Origin of the sequence: Bacillus sp. RZ2MS9, from assembly GCF_001816185.2 — a bacterium.
Taxonomy (GTDB): domain Bacteria; phylum Bacillota; class Bacilli; order Bacillales; family Bacillaceae_G; genus Bacillus_A; species Bacillus_A cereus.
In genome coordinates, this window is sequence record NZ_CP049978.1 from 3,621,541 (window position 1) to 3,638,661 (window position 17,121).

Genomic DNA, 17,121 nt, shown 5'->3' on the forward strand with positions numbered 1-17,121 from the left:
GCAACCATAAAAATAGTTGCCCTTTCGTCGAAATCTTATATTACTACTATAAATCACTTTTTCAATACTTTCTGTACACTGCATGTATCCTACAAAAAAGTAACACTAAAATCCATCTAAAAACTTGACAATCTTCCTTATTTCAGCATGTTTTCGGCGTATATAGCCTGTACTATAATGTAATTCAAACGCAATTTGCTCTAAAGTCATTCCATCAACATATTTCATTTTAAGTATTTGATGATCCAGTCCTGTAAACTTATTAATCAAAAGCTTTAAATCACACTCTTCATTCATTTTATGAGCTAATTCATATTCAATTGCTTCAATACGCCCTTCTACCTTAGCCCCTTCCGATTCAGCGGTTAATCTTACATTTTGCAAATCACCGCTAATCCAACGCTTCAATTCGGCTTTTGATTTATCTAAGTTGTATTCTAAATAAGCAATTTCTTCTTCTAACTTCTTATAATCTTTGAGCCATTCGAACACTTACTGATTCACCCACTTCCATTCTTTTTACAAAGTCTCTTAATACTAATTTAATAGAATGAATATGCTTATTAGCCTTTTCAATCTTTATTACCTGTAAATTATCTTTCATTTTATAAACACAACCCTTTCCTAACATTTTTGACCCTCTATTGATAAGTTCATTACATCTTTAGAATTCCGATATCGTAATTAATTCCTGAATCCTTTTGAAAAAACTTCTAACAGTCCCCATAGAACCTTAAGAAAGAAAATGAAATTACAAATGGTTCATACTTGATCCAAACATTCACTACTACCTTTATAATACTGTTCACTATGCATTGGGAATCTTTAAAGAATATAATTGTATTATTATTTTATTAACATAATATATTTTAAAATAACAAAATCACCTAACATTTTTTCTTATGACTTATATTTATTTAACACTTCTTGTAATCTCTCACGCTCTTCATCAATAGACTGCACGGTTTTTCTTTCCCCTTCTGGATTTGTTGATTCATCATCTTTATATAACCAATCGGGTACAATCTCTTTTCTATTTGAATACTTCCTACCTGTCCCGTTATATTTCTTTTTCTTGCTCATTTCGAAACGTCTATCTAGTGTAGCCACATCAACTAATGTTTTAACTTCTTGCTCCTTCCAATTCCTCAATATAGCCTTAATGTAGTTCCATCTTGGTGCATTCTCATCAACGGCTTTATTAATTGCATGCTGAATTAACTCATCACTAAACAAATTACAAAAATCCCCCAACTCTGCAATTGCAATTTCACTTAACGGAATGCCCATCCCCTTAATAAAGTTACAACTTACTTTAACCCTCTCATTGATGAATACACGAGATTCTAATTTATCCATATCATCATAATGATTAGTATTTCGTTTATTAGTAGTTAGTCTATTAGTATTTAGTAGTTTCTGATTTTCCTCATATGGCTTTACCACATCTTGGTTTTCCACTTGTGGCATGTTCCTTTGTGGCGTTTCGTAAATTTCCGTATCCCACCTTGTAATTTTTTTCGTATTCCCATCACGAACAGGATAACGTTTTACATAACCTAATTCTTTTAATTCCTTAAAACCTGTACGGAGTGAATCTTCTCCATCCTTAGCATGTCGAGCTAACTCGCTAATATGAAAAGTCCAATCGTCTGGTAATGTAAGCGCATAGGCTAAGATCCCCTTCGCTTTCCATGACAACCTTTCATCTTTTAAACCAGTATTATTTATAACGGAATAATTACTATCTTTTTTCACTCGAATAATCCCCATACTAGCCACCTCATAAATTCTCAAAAACGGTATTCAATGTTATACTTATCTAGAGATATTTTTTCTTATAGAATCCGCTGCAACGGATTCTTTTCTTATGCATTCATTCAAAACAATCATGCTATCCATATCTATTTTCTTCTAAACCTCTCTTATTCCTCAAATTCAACATCCACTTGAATTTCGATATTCATTGGAATTTCTTGTGTTATACGAATCACATTTTGACTCATTCCTTTTTGAATAAGCTTTCTAACCTGCTCTTTTGCATCTTCTTTTGTTTTAAATTCACTGACAGTTGGTAACCCTGCTAAACTGCTAGTAATCACTAAAATCTTTCTTTGCATGTTCTTTCCTCCTACTGAATGTCTGCCATATTTATTTGTGAGTTTTTAACTGTAATTTCTTCATTTAAAACAGTTGGAATTGAATATTCTTCATTAATAATTTGTATTGCTCTATCCAAATGATGACGCTTAATAGCTTTATAACTATTCACACCAAATTCCCGATGTAACTGACTGTAAATGTCTCTATATAACTTCCTTCTAAGGCCGATATCCTGATAAGAATTTGAATTTTTACCTCCCAATAATATAACGCCTAACCTTTTTACAGCCCTTGTTATTTCTTCACACTCGATAGCATAAAGCGGCATATTTTCTCGCAATCCCTTCACCTCAGACTTAATCTCTTGTATCTCCTGAGTATGTCCTTCTAACGCAGCAAATGTTAACTTTAAAACCCCCATTGGATCCTTTGGCACATTTTGTTGATTTTGTATATACTGCTTCATTCGTTTGAACTCTTTCATAAATTTAATTTTCATTCCAACCGCTTCTCTACTGGTATATCCCATAACAAGTAACGTGAATGCTTCTTCTGTTAAATCATATTTAGAGATTCGCCTGTTCTTTGAATTAACATAAGTGGACTCGTGAAAATTTTCTCCTCCAAACTCTTCACCTACATATACAATTTGTTTTCGAACTTCCTTCAAAACGTCCAAGTGATTTTTTTTGAGTATCTTCGCAATTACCAAACTATCCGTTACTACTTTGCCATTAACTTCAAATACTAATGAACTATGTACTGATGAGTCAGTTAATTGCCTCATCCTCATCTCCTCCTCACTACTAATTTTGGGCTATCTTTATTGCATTGAGATAATTTCGCACTACCCATAATTCGTTACTTTCTTTTTACAAATTAACTAGTTATCGGAATTTAAATTAAATACTTTGATATGAACCCTCTTATTAAATCATCATTTAATAATTCGATTATAGCGTTACATTTTAAGTAAATCTCCTCCGATTTCAACTCGCTTCATTTTCTTCAAATTCAAAAAGATATTCCAAACTATGTTCTGGAAAAAAAGTTTTCTTAATTTCAAAAGCTTCATCATAATAAAAACGAAATTTACCATTTATTTTGTCGCTCACTGTTGCGTGGCGAAGTTTCAGATGCGAAGAAATTTGTGTAATCATAATTCTTTTTCTCGCCATCTCTGCACGCAAATTCGGATACATTGACTCACCACCTGTTCCCCTTGTACGATATTGCGTTCATTTCCATTTAAATATAAACTCAATTCCGTATTTAGTCAACAAAAAAACGTATTTAAATACTCAATTTCGTATATATTTCTATTTACTAACAATTTTAGTTAGGTTATGATATATACAGAAATACGCAATATCGTATACATTTTAATAAGAAAGATGGTGAAAGTAATGAAAAAAGCAGAGGTTGTAACACGCTTAATAAAAGAAGCTGGCTATAGCAAAAGAGCCTTCGCCGAAAAAATAGGTCTCCCCCCCACAACACTGCAATCCATGTTATCAAGAGGGATTGGTAAAGCGTCTGTTGATAATGTCATAAAAGTTTGTAAGGGATTAGGAATCACTACTGATGATTTAGAAAGACTCGCAACTCAAGAGGACAATACTGTTAAAGAAGAAGTTTCTATTTATGAAACCATCCAAAACGATCAATCAAACATTATTCATATTCCTATCATTGGTTCTGTAGCAGCTGGTACACCTATATTCGCCGAAGAAAATATTGAAGGCTATTTACCCATGCTGAGTACATTTTTAAACAAGCGTAAAAAGTATTTTTATCTTACTGTAAAAGGCACTAGCATGAATCTCGAATTCCCTGATGGTTCTTATGTTTTAGTAGAGGAAACTCCTTATGTTGAAAACGGACAAATTGCTGTTGTAAAAGTCAATGGTTATGATGCTACCGTGAAAAAGATTTCAAAATCCGGAAGCATCATTACTTTAATACCATTGAGTAATGACCCTATCCACGAACCAAAAACTTACGACCTTTCAGCTGAAGATGTAAAAATAATTGGTCGCGTTGTACAGGCAGTAAAGAATTATTAAGTTATAGCACAAGTGATTTAAAAAAAGATAAAATTAATTCTTTTGAAAAGATTTTCTTAGTAACATGATTCAAAATAACCAAAAATAATCCATTACCTAGTAGTTAATATATCCAATAACTTCACTAAAAAAGCCCTGATACCGTAGTATCAAGGCTTTTTCATTTCACAAATTATATAAAACTTACGTTTATCTGATAATGTTTTTCTATGATATCACTACTTGTTATTAATTCGTGGCTTTTATGTGGCTTTTTTCATTTTGCAACCACATAAAAGTGTAATAATTGGGAATTAAAAAACCCTTGATACGAGTTGTATCAAGGGTTCAAGCCTCTTAGTATAGAGACATATATTGATCGCGTTCCCATTGGTGAACTTGTGTTCTAAATATATCCCACTCAATCTCTTTCGCTTCGATGAAGTGCTCAAGTAAGTGTTCTCCTAGTGCACCGCATACTACTTCATTAGATTGTAATGTAACTAATGCTTGCGCTAATGTTGCTGGTAAGTCAACGATACCTGCTTCTTCGCGCTCTTCTTTTGTCATTACATAGATGTTACGATCTACTGCTGCTGGTGGAGTTAATTTGTTTTTAATTCCATCAAGACCTGCAGCTAATAATGTAGCCATTACTAAATATGGGTTTGCAGCTGGGTCAACACTACGTACTTCTACGCGTGTACTAATACCACGAGATGCAGGGATACGTACTAACGGACTACGGTTTTGTGCAGACCATGCTACGTAACAAGGCGCTTCATATCCAGGCACTAGACGTTTGTATGAGTTTACAGTTGGGTTTGCTATCGCTGTAAATGCTGGTGCATGTTTTAAAATACCTGCGATGAAGTGACGAGCATCATCACTTAATTGTAAGTCACCGTTTGCATCAAAGAATACGTTCTCACCATTTTTAAATAATGATAAGTTACAGTGCATACCTGAACCGTTCACACCGTATAGTGGTTTTGGCATAAACGTTGCGTGTAAACCATGTTTACGAGCAATTGTTTTTACAACAAGTTTGAATGTTTGAATGTCATCACATGAGCGAATTGCATTTGCATATTTAAAGTCAATTTCGTGCTGCCCTGGAGCAACCTCATGGTGAGATGCTTCAATTTCAAATCCCATTTCTTCAAGTTCAAGAACGATATCACGACGACAGTTTTCCCCTAGATCCATCGGCGCAAGGTCGAAGTATCCACCGTTATCGTTTAGTTCTAATGTTGGATTTCCTTTTTCATCAACCTTAAATAGGAAGAATTCTGGCTCTGGTCCAAGATTGAAGTCTGAAAATCCTAAAGCTTCCATTTCTTTTAACACACGTTTTAAGTTGTTACGTGGGTCTCCATCAAATGGAGTGCCATCTGCATTGTAAATATCACAGATTAGTCGAGCTACTTTACCTTTTTCAGCTGTCCAAGGGAAAATTACCCAAGTGTCTAAATCAGGATATAAATACATATCAGATTCTTCAATACGTACGAAACCTTCAATCGAAGATCCATCAAACATCATTTTGTTATCAAGAGCTTTCGTTAATTGTCTCACTGGAATCTCTACGTTTTTAATTACCCCTAAAAGGTCCGTAAATTGTAAACGGATATACTTTACATTCTCTTCTTTCGCCAAACGGAAAATATCTTCTTTTGTGTATCTAGACATTATAAATTCCTCCTTAGTCCCTCTAATCGCCTTCAGAATCAGTTATCTTTAGTGAAAAAATCTTGAAATGTCACCTTGTCGCAATGAAGTTCGATTGAATCTACCTGTATGTTGTAGTTCATCTCGAAGTATTTTGCGAAGCTCAGTTTTTGAAATTTCTTTCGTTTCTTCTTTTACTTTCACTGCTTCTGTTTGATTTTCTTTCATTAGTAACACTTGTTTAATACCAGCCATATTCAAGCCTTGATCTAACAAATCTTTAATTTCTAACAACTTATCTACATCGTTAAATGAAAATAATCTACGATTCCCCTTTGTACGGGTTGGAGAAACAAGATTATGCTCTTCATAGTAGCGAATTTGACGTGCAGACAATTGTGTTAAATCCATAACAATACCAATAGGAAACAGCGGGGCAGAACGTCTATCTTCTTTCATTTTTCAGTTCCTCCTTCGCCTTAACTGCTTCTCATTTTATACTATGTTATGTTTAGTGTCAATAGATGTTAGCTTTTCTTACATGATTTTTTATAATTTTTTTTATGAATTTTTTCATTCTTTTTTCTAATCGCATAAATCATTACTTTTATACGAAAAAAGCTGCCGAAATCGACAGCTTCCCTTAAGAAATTGTTAATAATTCTTTTTCAATTAATGCATCAATTGCAGAACAAATCGCAATCTTCACATGTGAATAAGTTAACCCACCTTGGACGTAAGCAACATAAGGCGGACGAATTGGACCATCAGCAGACAATTCAATACTTGCACCTTGAATAAATGTTCCCGCAGCCATAATTACATCATCTTCATAGCCTGGCATATAGTTTGCATACGGAGTAAAATGCGAATTAATTGGAGATGCATATTGAATCGCTTGGCAGAAGGCAATCATACGGTCTTTATCATCAAATTGAACAGATTGAATTAAGTCTGTTCTTGGTGCATTCCACGCTGGTGACGTGTTCATTCCTAACTTTTCTAAAAACGCAGCTGTAAAAATTGCACCTTTCAGCGCTTGTCCTGCAACATGTGGCGCTAAGAAGAACCCTTGATACATTTCTTGCAGACTGTATAAAGACGCTCCAGCTTCCGCGCCAATTCCCGGAGATGTTAAACGATATGCACACGCTTCAACATACTGTTCTTTCCCGACAATATAACCACCAGTTTTAACAATTCCACCGCCCGGGTTTTTAATAAGCGAACCCGCCATTAAATCTGCACCAACATGACATGGCTCTTGCTCTTCAATAAACTCGCCATAACAGTTATCTACAAACACAACAACATCAGGTTTAATTTCTTTAACAAACGCGATCATCTCTTTAATTTGAGAAATAGTAAACGATGGACGAGTAGCATAACCTTTCGAGCGCTGAATACCGATCATTTTCGTATTATTATGAATCGCTGCTGCAACAGCCTCAAAATCAACAAGCCCAGCTTCAGTTAGCGGAACTGCATTGTAACCTATATTATATTCTTTAAATGAACCTACACCTTTCCCACGCACACCAACAATTTCCTCTAACGTATCATACGGTTTCCCAGTAATATACAATAACTCATCTCCCGGGCGTAAAATACCAAATAACGCTGTAGAGATAGCGTGAGTACCTGAAATAATTTGCGGACGAACAAGTCCAGCTTCCGCCCCAAATACATCAGCATACACTTTTTCTAACGTATCACGGCCAATATCATCATAACCATAACCTGTTGTCGGGATAAAATGCGAGTCACTAATTTTATGTTTACGAAAACTTTCTAATACACGAAACTGATTGCTTTCAATTACTTCATCCGCACGTTTATGTACTTCTGTAATCTGACTCTCTACTTCTTTTACGATTGGAGCAATTTTTTCTCCATTTTTCAAACGATCAAACATTTTTATTTTCTCCTTCTTCCACTAAAAATCTCTTTAATTGCACATTAAGCGATGAATGAGTAAAAATATACCCTGCACAATCATATACAAATTTATCTTCTAGAAACTCCATCTTTGCTAATAGAGTTTCCGTCTTTAAAAGCGTTAACAACTTACCTTCACTCGGAGGGATTTCCACTCGATAACGATCCATTTCTTTCTTCATCTTCGTTTCTATCGCTTCTTTTATACGCAATAAATCACTTTCTTCAAAAGCACTAGTCATTAAGAAATCACTTTTCGGAAACGGAATAAAGTTTTGATGTAATTCATCTTTTTTATTATATAACGTAATAACAGGAATATGGTTAATTTCAAGTTCTGATAATAATCTTTTTACTGTTTTTTCATGCCCTATGTAGTTAGGATCCGCGGAATCAACTACATGTAAAATGACATCTGCTTCCCCCGCTTCTTCCAGTGTTGAACGAAAAGCAGCGATTAATGAAGTAGGTAAATCTTGTATAAAACCAACAGTATCAGTTAGTAATACTGTATAACCAGAAGGTAACGGCATCTTCCTTGTCGTTGGGTCTAATGTTGCAAACAGAAGGTTTTCTTCAAACGTATCAGCTTCCGTTAATCTATTAAACAGTGTCGATTTCCCTGCATTTGTATACCCTATTAATGACACTTGAAATACTTTATTATCTTTTCTTCTCTCACGATATCTTTTTCGATGTTCCACAACAACTGCAAGTTGTTTCTTTATTTCATCAATACGCGATCGAATATGACGACGATCCGTCTCTAATTTCGTCTCACCCGGTCCTCTTGTTCCAATACCACCACCAAGACGCGATAAGGACAATCCTTGCCCCATAAGACGCGGCATTGTATATTGCAACTGAGCTAATTCTACTTGAAGCTTACCTTCCCTCGACTTCGCACGTTGCGCAAAAATATCCAGTATTAGTTGCGTTCGATCAATTACTCTTGCATCTAATACTGAGGATAAATTCCGAATTTGACTCGGCGTTAATTCATTATTAAATACAATAACATCCGGCTCTAACTCTTCAGTTAACATTGTAAGCTCTTCTAATTTCCCTTTACCTATGTAAGTTGCCGGATGAAACTTTGGTCGTTTTTGCGTTGTTGACACTAACAATTCTGCTCGTGCAGTCTTCGCTAGTGATGCAAGCTCTTTCATGGAATGCATAAATTTTTCATCATCATCTTGTGGCAATTGACAGCCTACTAATATGACTTTTTCTTTTTCTTCCATCAAATATGTTCACTCATCCTTTTCGAAATTTAAACCTTCTAATATAATAGCAGAGGAAGCACATTTCATCTAGTTAGCGGGGGAGAAAATTCATGGCATGGGAGATTTTTAGCATCATAGGCACAATCGCTTTCGCACTAAGCGGAGCCATTGTTGCAATGGAAGAGGATTATGATATTTTCGGGGTGTATATTTTAGGAATGGCAACCGCATTTGGGGGAGGTGCCCTTCGTAATTTATTAATCGGTTATCCGATTGTCGCGTTTTGGCAACAAGACATGTTATTCCAAATCGCACTTTTATCAATGACTATTATTTTTCTTTTTCCAAATAAGTTAATTAGACATTGGAAAAAGTGGGAAAATATCACTGACGCTATCGGCTTATCGGCATTTGCTGTACAAGGAGCATTATATGCCCAAAAATTAAATTTACCAATTAGCGCCACAATTGTAGCAGCTGTTTTAACTGGTATCGGCGGCGGTATCATTCGCGATCTTTTAGCCCGCAGAAAACCTCTCGTTCTTCGAGCTGAAGTATATGCCTTTTGGACAATTTTAGCAGGTTTCTTAATTGGAGCTCAAATTATTGTTAGCGATTGGGCTCTTTACATTCTATTCATTTTAATTGTTTGCTTCCGCATGGTTTCTATTCATTACAAATGGCATTTACCGCACAGACGTATCGAAACGAAAGAACGTTCAATGCATAAATAGCAATCTAACCTCTTTACATATCGTAAAGAGGTTTTTCTTTTCTAACGATTTTTTCTTTATATAATGTTTATACTAATTTTTAAAGTGAGGTGAATACAAATGACAAACCACGTTAATAAAGGAGCTCAAAAAAGCTCAGTAAATCAATTTGGACACGATCCTAATTCAGCACACGAAAAGAGCGCTAAAATGGAACACTTCCATAAAACACACCAAGAAAAAGCAAAAAAAGAGTAAACGAACTTATACACAAAAATTGACGCACAGTTTATGTACTGTGCGTCTCCTCTTCGAGCATCAAATCCATACTCGATATTCCAATTAAATCATTTTTATCATACGCATCTTCTTGCAACAACCGCATCGCCTGTGTACGAATTGATTTTTCAACAATATTCCGTACATATCGCCCATTACTAAACGATGTAATTTGCGACGAATACTTCACCGCATGTAAATGATCCCTAAATTTCCATTCAGCTTCTTTTGATAACTGATATTCACGATCTTCATACATTCTCTTCCCAATTTCCAATAGCTGATTTACCGAGTAATCCGCAAACTCAATAATAAATGGAAAACGAGATTGAAGCCCTGGATTTAATGAAAGAAAGTGATTCATCTCTCTTGAATATCCAGCTAAAATCAATACAAAACCATGTTGTTTATCTTCCATATGTTTTACAAGCGTATCAATTGCTTCTTTTCCAAAGTCCTTCTCTCCTCCTCGAGCTAAAGAATACGCCTCATCAATAAACAAAATACCTCCCATTGCTTTTTTTATTAAATCTCTTGTTTTTTGGGCTGTATGGCCGATGTACTCTCCTACAAGATCAGCACGTTCAGCTTCAACCAAGTGACCTTTCGATAGAATATTCATCTCAAACAGCAATTTTCCTATCATTCTAGCAACAGTTGTCTTCCCTGTACCTGGATTCCCTTTAAACAGCATATGAAGTACTTGCTTCTCTGACTTCAATCCCTTTTCTTGTCTTTTTTTATTCACATAAATCCAAGCATATATTTCTTTTATTATCTTTTTTATATCCTCCATCCCAACAAGCTTCCCCATCTCTTCTTCAATTCTCTGCAGCATTTCATGTTTAATTGCAGTTTCATTTGAAATTACCGTTTTATTTTCTGCGGCTGGCAAAGAAATTTTCTTTCGATGGTTTAACACAATATTAATTTGATTGTTGTTTTTCTTTCGCATCGATTGTTCCATACAATCACCTCATTTTATCCACTCACCAAATATTATTATTCCTGTCCCCCTTGTAAATGCCTATTTTCAGAAAAGTTTGCTATAATATAAGAAATAATTAAGGTGGTGGGACTATGGAGACAACGGAATTCCATGATACAATACAAGCCTTTTCTATTTTTTTATTGAATAAAGGCCGAAAACCCTCAACTATTAAACGTTATGTTTATGACATTGAAGACTTCGGACATTGGTTAGAAAAAAACAAAAAGCTCCCTTCCAGTAATATATGGGCTACACTTTGTACAAAAGACTACGAAGATTACTTTTCCGATTTAAAAACGAATCGACATTACTCAGAAAAAACGATGCATCGTGTATTTATTGTACTAAATAGAATGCATCATTTTCTAAACATTCCTAATCCATTGAAGAATATGGAAATATCTATTCAACCAGACCGTACACTTCGTAACGAAGATTTCATTTCACCTGATGAAGAAAAAAGGTTAAAGTATATAGTCACTTCATTAGAAGGACTTTCAGAAAAACAACTTCCTGTGCGCCCTTTATTAACGGATCGCAATATTGCTATTTTAAATCTATTGATTGACTACGGTTTATCCTTACAGGAACTTACAGCATTAACAATGCATCACGTTCACTTTGAAACTAATACATTATCAATCCCAGCAACCGCAGGTGTAGAAAGAACAATTACATTAGCAAAAGAAGACAAAAAACAACTATATAATTATTACAAAAGCATCCCAGAACCAGTTCGTCCTAAATACCATAGTGATGATCCATTATTTGTCGCATTCGATTTTAACCGTGGAACATACAGGTGGGTATATGAAAATGATGCACCAAAGGCATTAACGGAAATTGCTATACAAAAAATGATTCGCCTCGAAGTGGCTAGAGCCAATTTACGTAAAGGAATTTCCGGACAACATTTTCGTAACACCTATATTTTAAACTTAATAAAAAAAGAAACTCCTGAATCAGAAATTATAAAACTCGCTGGATTCAAATCAAAAATTTCCTTAAAGCGATATTATCAATACGCAGAAAATAGAAAAAACGCCTTATTGTAAGGCGTTTTTTCTATTTTTTCTTTAAACAAACGATTTTACTATGACCATTTAACTAATTTCTGCATCTACTATGATGAGTTTCGTTCACATTTTCGTGAGAAAGGAGAGATTTAATGTCTCGTTATAACGACAATCAAAACAAATTCTCCAAACCATGCTTTCCAAGTAGCGCCGGACGAATCCCGAATACTCCATCAATCCCAATTACTAAAGCTCAACTTAGAACATTTCGTGCGATTATTATTGATTTAACAAAAATAATCCCAAAACTTTTCGCAAATCCATCTCCCCAAAATATTGAAGACTTAATCGATACATTGAACCTACTGAGTAAATTTATTTGTTCACTAGACGCTACTTCCTCCCTGAAAGCACAAGGGTTAGCTATTATTAAAAACTTAATAACTATATTAAGAAATCCAACCTTTGTAGCAAGCGCTGTATTTATTGAGCTTCAAAATCTCATTAACTATTTACTATACATTACAAAATTATTCCGAATTGACCCTTGCACACTTCAAGAGCTCCTTAAATTAATAGCAGCATTACAAACTGCTCTAGTTAATTCTGCTTCGTTCATTCAAGGACCTACCGGACCTACTGGACCAGCAGGCGCTACTGGTGCCACTGGGCCTCGAGGTAACACGGGCGCTACCGGCGCTACTGGGCCTCGAGGTAACACGGGCGCTACCGGCGCTACTGGACCTCGAGGTAACACGGGCGCTACTGGCGCTACCGGTGCCACTGGACCTCGAGGTAACACGGGCGCTACTGGCGCTACTGGACCTCAAGGTAACACGGGCGCTACTGGCGCTACTGGACCTCAAGGTAACACGGGCGCTACTGGCGCTACCGGTGCCACTGGACCTCGAGGTAACACGGGCGCTACTGGCGCTACTGGACCTCAAGGTAACACAGGCGCTACCGGTGCCACTGGGCCTCGAGGTAATACGGGCGCTACTGGCGCTACTGGGCCTCAAGGTAACACGGGCGCTACTGGTGCCACTGGACCTCAAGGTAACACGGGCGCTACTGGTGCTACCGGTGCCACTGGGCCTCGAGGTAACACGGGCGCTACTGGCGCTACCGGTGCCACTGGGCCTCGAGGTAACACGGGTGCTACGGGCGCTACCGGTGCCACTGGGCCTCGAGGTAACACGGGTGCTACGGGCGCTACCGGTGCCACTGGGCCTCAAGGTAACACTGGTGCTACTGGTATAGGAGTTACCGGACCTACTGGACCTTCTGGCGGGCCTCCTGGACCTACTGGACCTCAGGGACCTCAAGGTAACACAGGTGCTACTGGTGCTACTGGACCTCAAGGCGCTCAAGGTAACACTGGTGCTACTGGCGCTACTGGTGCTACTGGACCTCAAGGTGTTCAAGGTAACACAGGTGCTACTGGTGCTACTGGACCTCAAGGTGTTCAAGGTAACACAGGTGCTACTGGACCTCAAGGTGTTCAAGGTAACACAGGCGCTACCGGCGCTACTGGTGCTACTGGACCTCAAGGCGCTCAAGGTAACACAGGTGCTACCGGCGCTACTGGACCTCAAGGCGCTCAAGGTAACACTGGTGCTACTGGACCTCAAGGTGTTCAAGGTAACACAGGTGCTACCGGCGCTACTGGACCTCAAGGCGCTCAAGGTAACACTGGTGCTACTGGCGCTACCGGTGCCACTGGACCTCAAGGTGCTCAAGGTAACACGGGTGCTACTGGACCTCAAGGTGCTCAAGGTAACACGGGCGCTACCGGACCTCAAGGTGTTCAAGGTAACACGGGTGCTACTGGACCTCAAGGTGCTCAAGGTAACACGGGTGCTACTGGCGCTACCGGTGCCACTGGACCTCAAGGTGTTCAAGGTAACACGGGTGCTACTGGCGCTACCGGTGCCACTGGACCTCAAGGTGTTCAAGGTAACACGGGTGCTACTGGCGCTACCGGTGCCACTGGACCTCAAGGTGTTCAAGGTAACACGGGTGCTACTGGCGCTACCGGTGCCACTGGACCTCAAGGTGTTCAAGGTAACACGGGTGCTACTGGCGCTACCGGTGCCACTGGACCTCAAGGTGTTCAAGGTAACACGGGTGCTACTGGCGCTACCGGTGCCACTGGACCTCAAGGTGTTCAAGGTAACACGGGTGCTACTGGCGCTACCGGTGCCACTGGACCTCAAGGTGTTCAAGGTAACACGGGTGCTACTGGACCTCAAGGTGCTCAAGGTAACACTGGCGCTACCGGACCTCAAGGTGTTCAAGGTAACACGGGTGCTACTGGCGCTACTGGACCTCAGGGACCTCAAGGTAACACGGGCGCTACCGGACCTCAAGGTGTTCAAGGTAACACGGGTGCTACTGGTGCCACTGGACCTCAAGGTGTTCAAGGTAACACGGGTGCTACCGGTGCCACTGGCGCTACTGGTATAGGAGTTACCGGACCTACCGGACCTTCTGGCGGGCCTCCTGGACCTACTGGACCTCAAGGTAACACTGGCGCTACCGGACCTCAAGGTGTTCAAGGTAACACGGGTGCTACCGGCGCTACTGGTGCCACTGGACCTCAAGGTGTTCAAGGTAACACGGGTGCTACTGGACCTCAAGGTGCTCAAGGTAACACAGGTGCTACCGGCGCTACTGGACCTCAAGGTGCTCAAGGTAATACGGGTGCTACTGGCGCTACCGGTGCCACTGGACCTCAAGGTGCTCAAGGTAACACGGGTGCTACTGGTGCTACTGGACCTCAAGGTGCTCAAGGTAACACGGGTGCTACTGGCGCTACCGGTGCCACTGGACCTCAAGGTGCTCAAGGTAACACAGGTGCTACTGGCGCTACTGGACCTCAGGGACCTCAAGGTAACACGGGTGCTACTGGACCTCAAGGTGTTCAAGGTAACACAGGCGCTACCGGACCTCAAGGCATTCAAGGACCAACGGGTGCTACTGGCATAGGAGTTACTGGACCTACTGGACCTTCTGGTGGACCTACCGGACCTACTGGGCCTACTGGACCTAGCTTCCCTATAGCAACAATTGTTGTAACAAACAATATTCAGCAAACAGTACTGCAATTTAATAATTTTATTTTTAGTACTGCAATTAACGTAAACAATATTATCTTCAACGGCACAGATACAGTTACTGTTATTAATGGTGGTATTTATGTAATTAGCGTATCCATTTCTACAACTGCGCCAGGATGCGCTCCACTCGGAGTAGGAATTTCAATTAATGGAGCAGTCGCAACTGATAATTTCTCTTCAAATTTAATAGGCGACTCACTTTCATTTACTACAATAGAAACATTAGCAGCTGGTGCAAGAATTTCTGTTCAATCTACTCTTAATGAGATTACGATCCCTGCGACAGGAAATACTAACATCCGCCTTACTGTATTTAGAATCGCTTAAATTTCATCATATATTGTTTATGACAAATAAAAAAGAGCGAGGAAACTGAACTGCACCCCAATTGTTAGACACAGTCTAACAATTGGAGGTGCAGTTTTTCTATGGCTAAATTTACAGCTGATGAAAAAATACAAATCGTTCTACGTTATTTGAACGGGAATGAAAGTTATCGAGAAATGGGCAGATCGCTCGGTATAAGTGACACAATCATTTTGAATTGGGTAAACCAATATAAACAGAATGGTCTGGAAGCTTTTCTAAAACGATGTACAAATTACACACAACAATTTAAACTAGACGTACTAAACTTTATGATTGAAAACGGTATGTCCTTATTTGAGACGGCAGCTATTTTTAATATTCCTGCCCCTTCAACGATTTCTGTTTGGAAAAAACAGCTCGAAACACAAGGAATTGATGCCCTTCAATCTAAGAAAAAGGGGCGTCCATCCATGAAAAAAGATTCAAATAAACAATTAAAACAACCTTTAGCTGAAGGGTCAGTCGAAGCACTTGAAGCACGCATTAAACAGCTTGAGATGGAAAATGAGTACTTAAAAAAGTGAAATGCCTTAGTTCAAAACAAGGAAAAATCACAAAACAAGACAAAGCGCAAGTAGTCTATGAATTAAGGCATAAATATTCGGTGAAGGCACTTGTGGAGCTAGCTACTATTCCTCGAAGCACGTATTATGATTTAGTAAAGAAAATGAATCGTCCAGATGTAGATGCCGATTTGAAAGCTGAGATTAAAGCGATTTATGAGGAAAATGAAGGTCGTTATGGTTACCGTCGCATTCGTGATGAATTAACGAATCGTGGCCAAAAAGTGAACCACAAGAAGGTTCAGCGCATTATGAAAGACTTGGGTTAAAGTGGGTCGTGCGTATGAAGAAATATAAATCCTATAAAGGAAAAGTCGGTAGAATCGCACCTAATATTTTGGAGCGTAATTTTCATACAGATGCACCGAATCAAAAGTGGGTAACAGACATCACAGAGTTTAAATTGTTTGGAGAAAAACTGTATGTATCACCTGTATTAGATTTGTATAATGGTGAAATTATTACCTATACAATTGGTTCTAGACCGACGTATTCGCTTGTTTCAGACATGTTAGAGAAAGCATTGGAACGTTTACCTGAAACCCACCAGCTACTGATGCATTCGGATCAAGGATGGCATTATCAAATGGGACAGTACGTCCAGACACTTGAATCAAGAGCTATCGTCCAGAGTATGTCTCGAAAAGGCAACTGTTACGACAACGCAGTAATAGAAAATTTCTTTGGGATTATGAAGTCAGAGTTCCTATACATAAAAGAATTTGAAAATGTAGAGCACTTTAAAATAGAATTAGAAAAATATATAGATTATTATAATACGAAACGGATTAAGGCAAAATTAAAAATGAGCCCGGTACAATACCGGACTCACTTTTATCAAGCTGCCTAATGAAATAACCGTGTCTAACTTTTAGGGGTCACTTCATACAAGTTCTTTTTTCTTTAAAGCGATTACACGGGACACATAAATTATCTCATTATTCATAACGGGGAAAACATATTGATTACGGCTTGATTTCATTATATAACAAATATTAAAATCCTGAATTTTAATGTTTGAAAATTACGTAAATTAATAAATATAGGCCCACCCTTCCTCTAAAAATCTCATTTATTGATTTTATATA

At 38.3% G+C, this 17,121-nt stretch carries 16 protein-coding genes and 1 pseudogene; 6 read left to right on the top strand and 11 right to left on the bottom strand.

The features are described from left to right. Nucleotides 1-105 precede the first annotated feature (105 nt). From BHV55_RS18405 to BHV55_RS18430, 6 genes are all read right to left on the bottom strand, one after another. Entirely contained in the window at nt 106-492 is a 387-nt protein-coding gene (locus BHV55_RS18405) for a DUF1492 domain-containing protein (RefSeq protein WP_000464424.1), read from the bottom strand. Further along, nucleotides 467-631: a hypothetical protein gene (locus BHV55_RS18410; RefSeq protein ID WP_000900735.1), complete on the bottom strand. Its 165-nt coding sequence runs from the start codon at nt 629-631 to the stop codon at nt 467-469. The genes BHV55_RS18405 and BHV55_RS18410 overlap by 26 nt, the downstream gene beginning before the upstream one ends. A 269-nt stretch (nt 632-900) precedes the next feature. After that, nucleotides 901-1,773, bottom strand: coding sequence for a DnaD domain protein (locus BHV55_RS18415; RefSeq protein WP_069605450.1), 873 nt, complete (start codon nt 1,771-1,773; stop codon nt 901-903). Nucleotides 1,774-1,925: 152 nt separating this feature from the next. Continuing rightward, nucleotides 1,926-2,120, bottom strand: coding sequence for a hypothetical protein (locus BHV55_RS18420; protein WP_001189064.1), 195 nt, complete (start codon nt 2,118-2,120; stop codon nt 1,926-1,928). 11 nt (nt 2,121-2,131) lie between these two features. After that, nucleotides 2,132-2,890: an ORF6C domain-containing protein gene (locus tag BHV55_RS18425; protein ID WP_069605451.1), complete on the bottom strand. Its 759-nt coding sequence runs from the start codon at nt 2,888-2,890 to the stop codon at nt 2,132-2,134. Between the two features lie 202 nt (nt 2,891-3,092). After that, nucleotides 3,093-3,305, bottom strand: coding sequence for a hypothetical protein (locus tag BHV55_RS18430; RefSeq protein WP_048567457.1), 213 nt, complete (start codon nt 3,303-3,305; stop codon nt 3,093-3,095). 204 nt (nt 3,306-3,509) lie between these two features. Between BHV55_RS18430 and BHV55_RS18435 the strand changes: the two genes are divergently transcribed. Next, entirely contained in the window at nt 3,510-4,169 is a 660-nt protein-coding gene (locus BHV55_RS18435; protein WP_033683142.1) for a LexA family protein, read from the top strand. Nucleotides 4,170-4,505: 336 nt separating this feature from the next. Here BHV55_RS18435 and glnA read toward each other — a convergent pair whose 3' ends face one another. From glnA to hflX, 4 genes are all read right to left on the bottom strand, one after another. Further along, on the bottom strand, nt 4,506-5,840 hold the full coding sequence (gene glnA, locus BHV55_RS18440; RefSeq protein WP_000092763.1) for a type I glutamate--ammonia ligase: 1,335 nt from the start codon (nt 5,838-5,840) through the stop codon (nt 4,506-4,508). Nucleotides 5,841-5,888: 48 nt separating this feature from the next. Then, nucleotides 5,889-6,278: a transcriptional repressor GlnR gene (glnR, locus tag BHV55_RS18445; protein WP_000656783.1), complete on the bottom strand. Its 390-nt coding sequence runs from the start codon at nt 6,276-6,278 to the stop codon at nt 5,889-5,891. A 184-nt stretch (nt 6,279-6,462) separates the two neighbouring features. After that, nucleotides 6,463-7,734, bottom strand: coding sequence for a methionine gamma-lyase family protein (locus tag BHV55_RS18450; RefSeq protein ID WP_000460289.1), 1,272 nt, complete (start codon nt 7,732-7,734; stop codon nt 6,463-6,465). Next, entirely contained in the window at nt 7,727-9,001 is a 1,275-nt protein-coding gene (gene hflX, locus BHV55_RS18455; protein ID WP_000391395.1) for a GTPase HflX, read from the bottom strand. The genes BHV55_RS18450 and hflX overlap by 8 nt, the downstream gene beginning before the upstream one ends. Before the next feature lie 92 nt (nt 9,002-9,093). On the opposite strand from hflX, the gene BHV55_RS18460 reads away from it, so the two are divergent. Together BHV55_RS18460 and BHV55_RS18465 are read left to right on the top strand one after the other, a co-directional pair. Then, nucleotides 9,094-9,717: a trimeric intracellular cation channel family protein gene (locus tag BHV55_RS18460; RefSeq protein ID WP_000312267.1), complete on the top strand. Its 624-nt coding sequence runs from the start codon at nt 9,094-9,096 to the stop codon at nt 9,715-9,717. Between the two features lie 99 nt (nt 9,718-9,816). After that, nucleotides 9,817-9,954, top strand: coding sequence for a hypothetical protein (locus BHV55_RS18465; protein ID WP_000181501.1), 138 nt, complete (start codon nt 9,817-9,819; stop codon nt 9,952-9,954). Between the two features lie 31 nt (nt 9,955-9,985). Here BHV55_RS18465 and spoVK read toward each other — a convergent pair whose 3' ends face one another. Further along, nucleotides 9,986-10,942, bottom strand: a complete 957-nt coding sequence (gene spoVK, locus BHV55_RS18470; protein ID WP_000438175.1) for a stage V sporulation protein K — start codon at nt 10,940-10,942, stop codon at nt 9,986-9,988. 113 nt (nt 10,943-11,055) lie between these two features. Here spoVK and BHV55_RS18475 point away from each other — a divergent pair, with 113 nt between their 5' ends. The 3 genes and pseudogenes from BHV55_RS18475 to BHV55_RS18485 all read left to right on the top strand — a co-directional run bounded on the left by BHV55_RS18475 (nt 11,056) and on the right by BHV55_RS18485 (nt 16,883). Continuing rightward, the gene (locus BHV55_RS18475) at nt 11,056-12,021 is read left to right on the top strand and encodes a tyrosine-type recombinase/integrase (protein ID WP_050309128.1); all 966 of its coding nucleotides are present in this window, start codon (nt 11,056-11,058) and stop codon (nt 12,019-12,021) included. Between the two features lie 113 nt (nt 12,022-12,134). Next, nucleotides 12,135-15,428, top strand: coding sequence for a Gly-Xaa-Xaa repeat protein (locus BHV55_RS18480; RefSeq protein WP_168369342.1), 3,294 nt, complete (start codon nt 12,135-12,137; stop codon nt 15,426-15,428). 101 nt (nt 15,429-15,529) lie between these two features. Then, nucleotides 15,530-16,883: pseudogene (locus BHV55_RS18485) on the top strand (IS3 family transposase). Nucleotides 16,884-17,121: the final 238 nt, after the last annotated feature.

Bases quoted from the DNA above. Each gene is read 5' to 3' on its own strand.
- BHV55_RS18410 (WP_000900735.1), bottom strand. From the start codon at position 631: ATGTTAGGAAAGGGTTGTGTTTATAAAATGAAAGATAATTTACAGGTA.
- BHV55_RS18415 (WP_069605450.1), bottom strand. From the start codon at position 1,773: ATGGGGATTATTCGAGTGAAAAAAGATAGTAATTATTCCGTTATAAAT.
- BHV55_RS18420 (WP_001189064.1), bottom strand. From the start codon at position 2,120: ATGCAAAGAAAGATTTTAGTGATTACTAGCAGTTTAGCAGGGTTACCA.
- BHV55_RS18425 (WP_069605451.1), bottom strand. From the start codon at position 2,890: ATGAGGCAATTAACTGACTCATCAGTACATAGTTCATTAGTATTTGAA.
- BHV55_RS18430 (WP_048567457.1), bottom strand. From the start codon at position 3,305: ATGTATCCGAATTTGCGTGCAGAGATGGCGAGAAAAAGAATTATGATT.
- BHV55_RS18435 (WP_033683142.1), top strand. From the start codon at position 3,510: ATGAAAAAAGCAGAGGTTGTAACACGCTTAATAAAAGAAGCTGGCTAT.
- glnA (WP_000092763.1), bottom strand. From the start codon at position 5,840: ATGTCTAGATACACAAAAGAAGATATTTTCCGTTTGGCGAAAGAAGAG.
- glnR (WP_000656783.1), bottom strand. From the start codon at position 6,278: ATGAAAGAAGATAGACGTTCTGCCCCGCTGTTTCCTATTGGTATTGTT.
- BHV55_RS18450 (WP_000460289.1), bottom strand. From the start codon at position 7,734: ATGTTTGATCGTTTGAAAAATGGAGAAAAAATTGCTCCAATCGTAAAA.
- hflX (WP_000391395.1), bottom strand. From the start codon at position 9,001: ATGGAAGAAAAAGAAAAAGTCATATTAGTAGGCTGTCAATTGCCACAA.
- BHV55_RS18460 (WP_000312267.1), top strand. From the start codon at position 9,094: ATGGCATGGGAGATTTTTAGCATCATAGGCACAATCGCTTTCGCACTA.
- BHV55_RS18465 (WP_000181501.1), top strand. From the start codon at position 9,817: ATGACAAACCACGTTAATAAAGGAGCTCAAAAAAGCTCAGTAAATCAA.
- spoVK (WP_000438175.1), bottom strand. From the start codon at position 10,942: ATGGAACAATCGATGCGAAAGAAAAACAACAATCAAATTAATATTGTG.
- BHV55_RS18475 (WP_050309128.1), top strand. From the start codon at position 11,056: ATGGAGACAACGGAATTCCATGATACAATACAAGCCTTTTCTATTTTT.
- BHV55_RS18480 (WP_168369342.1), top strand. From the start codon at position 12,135: ATGTCTCGTTATAACGACAATCAAAACAAATTCTCCAAACCATGCTTT.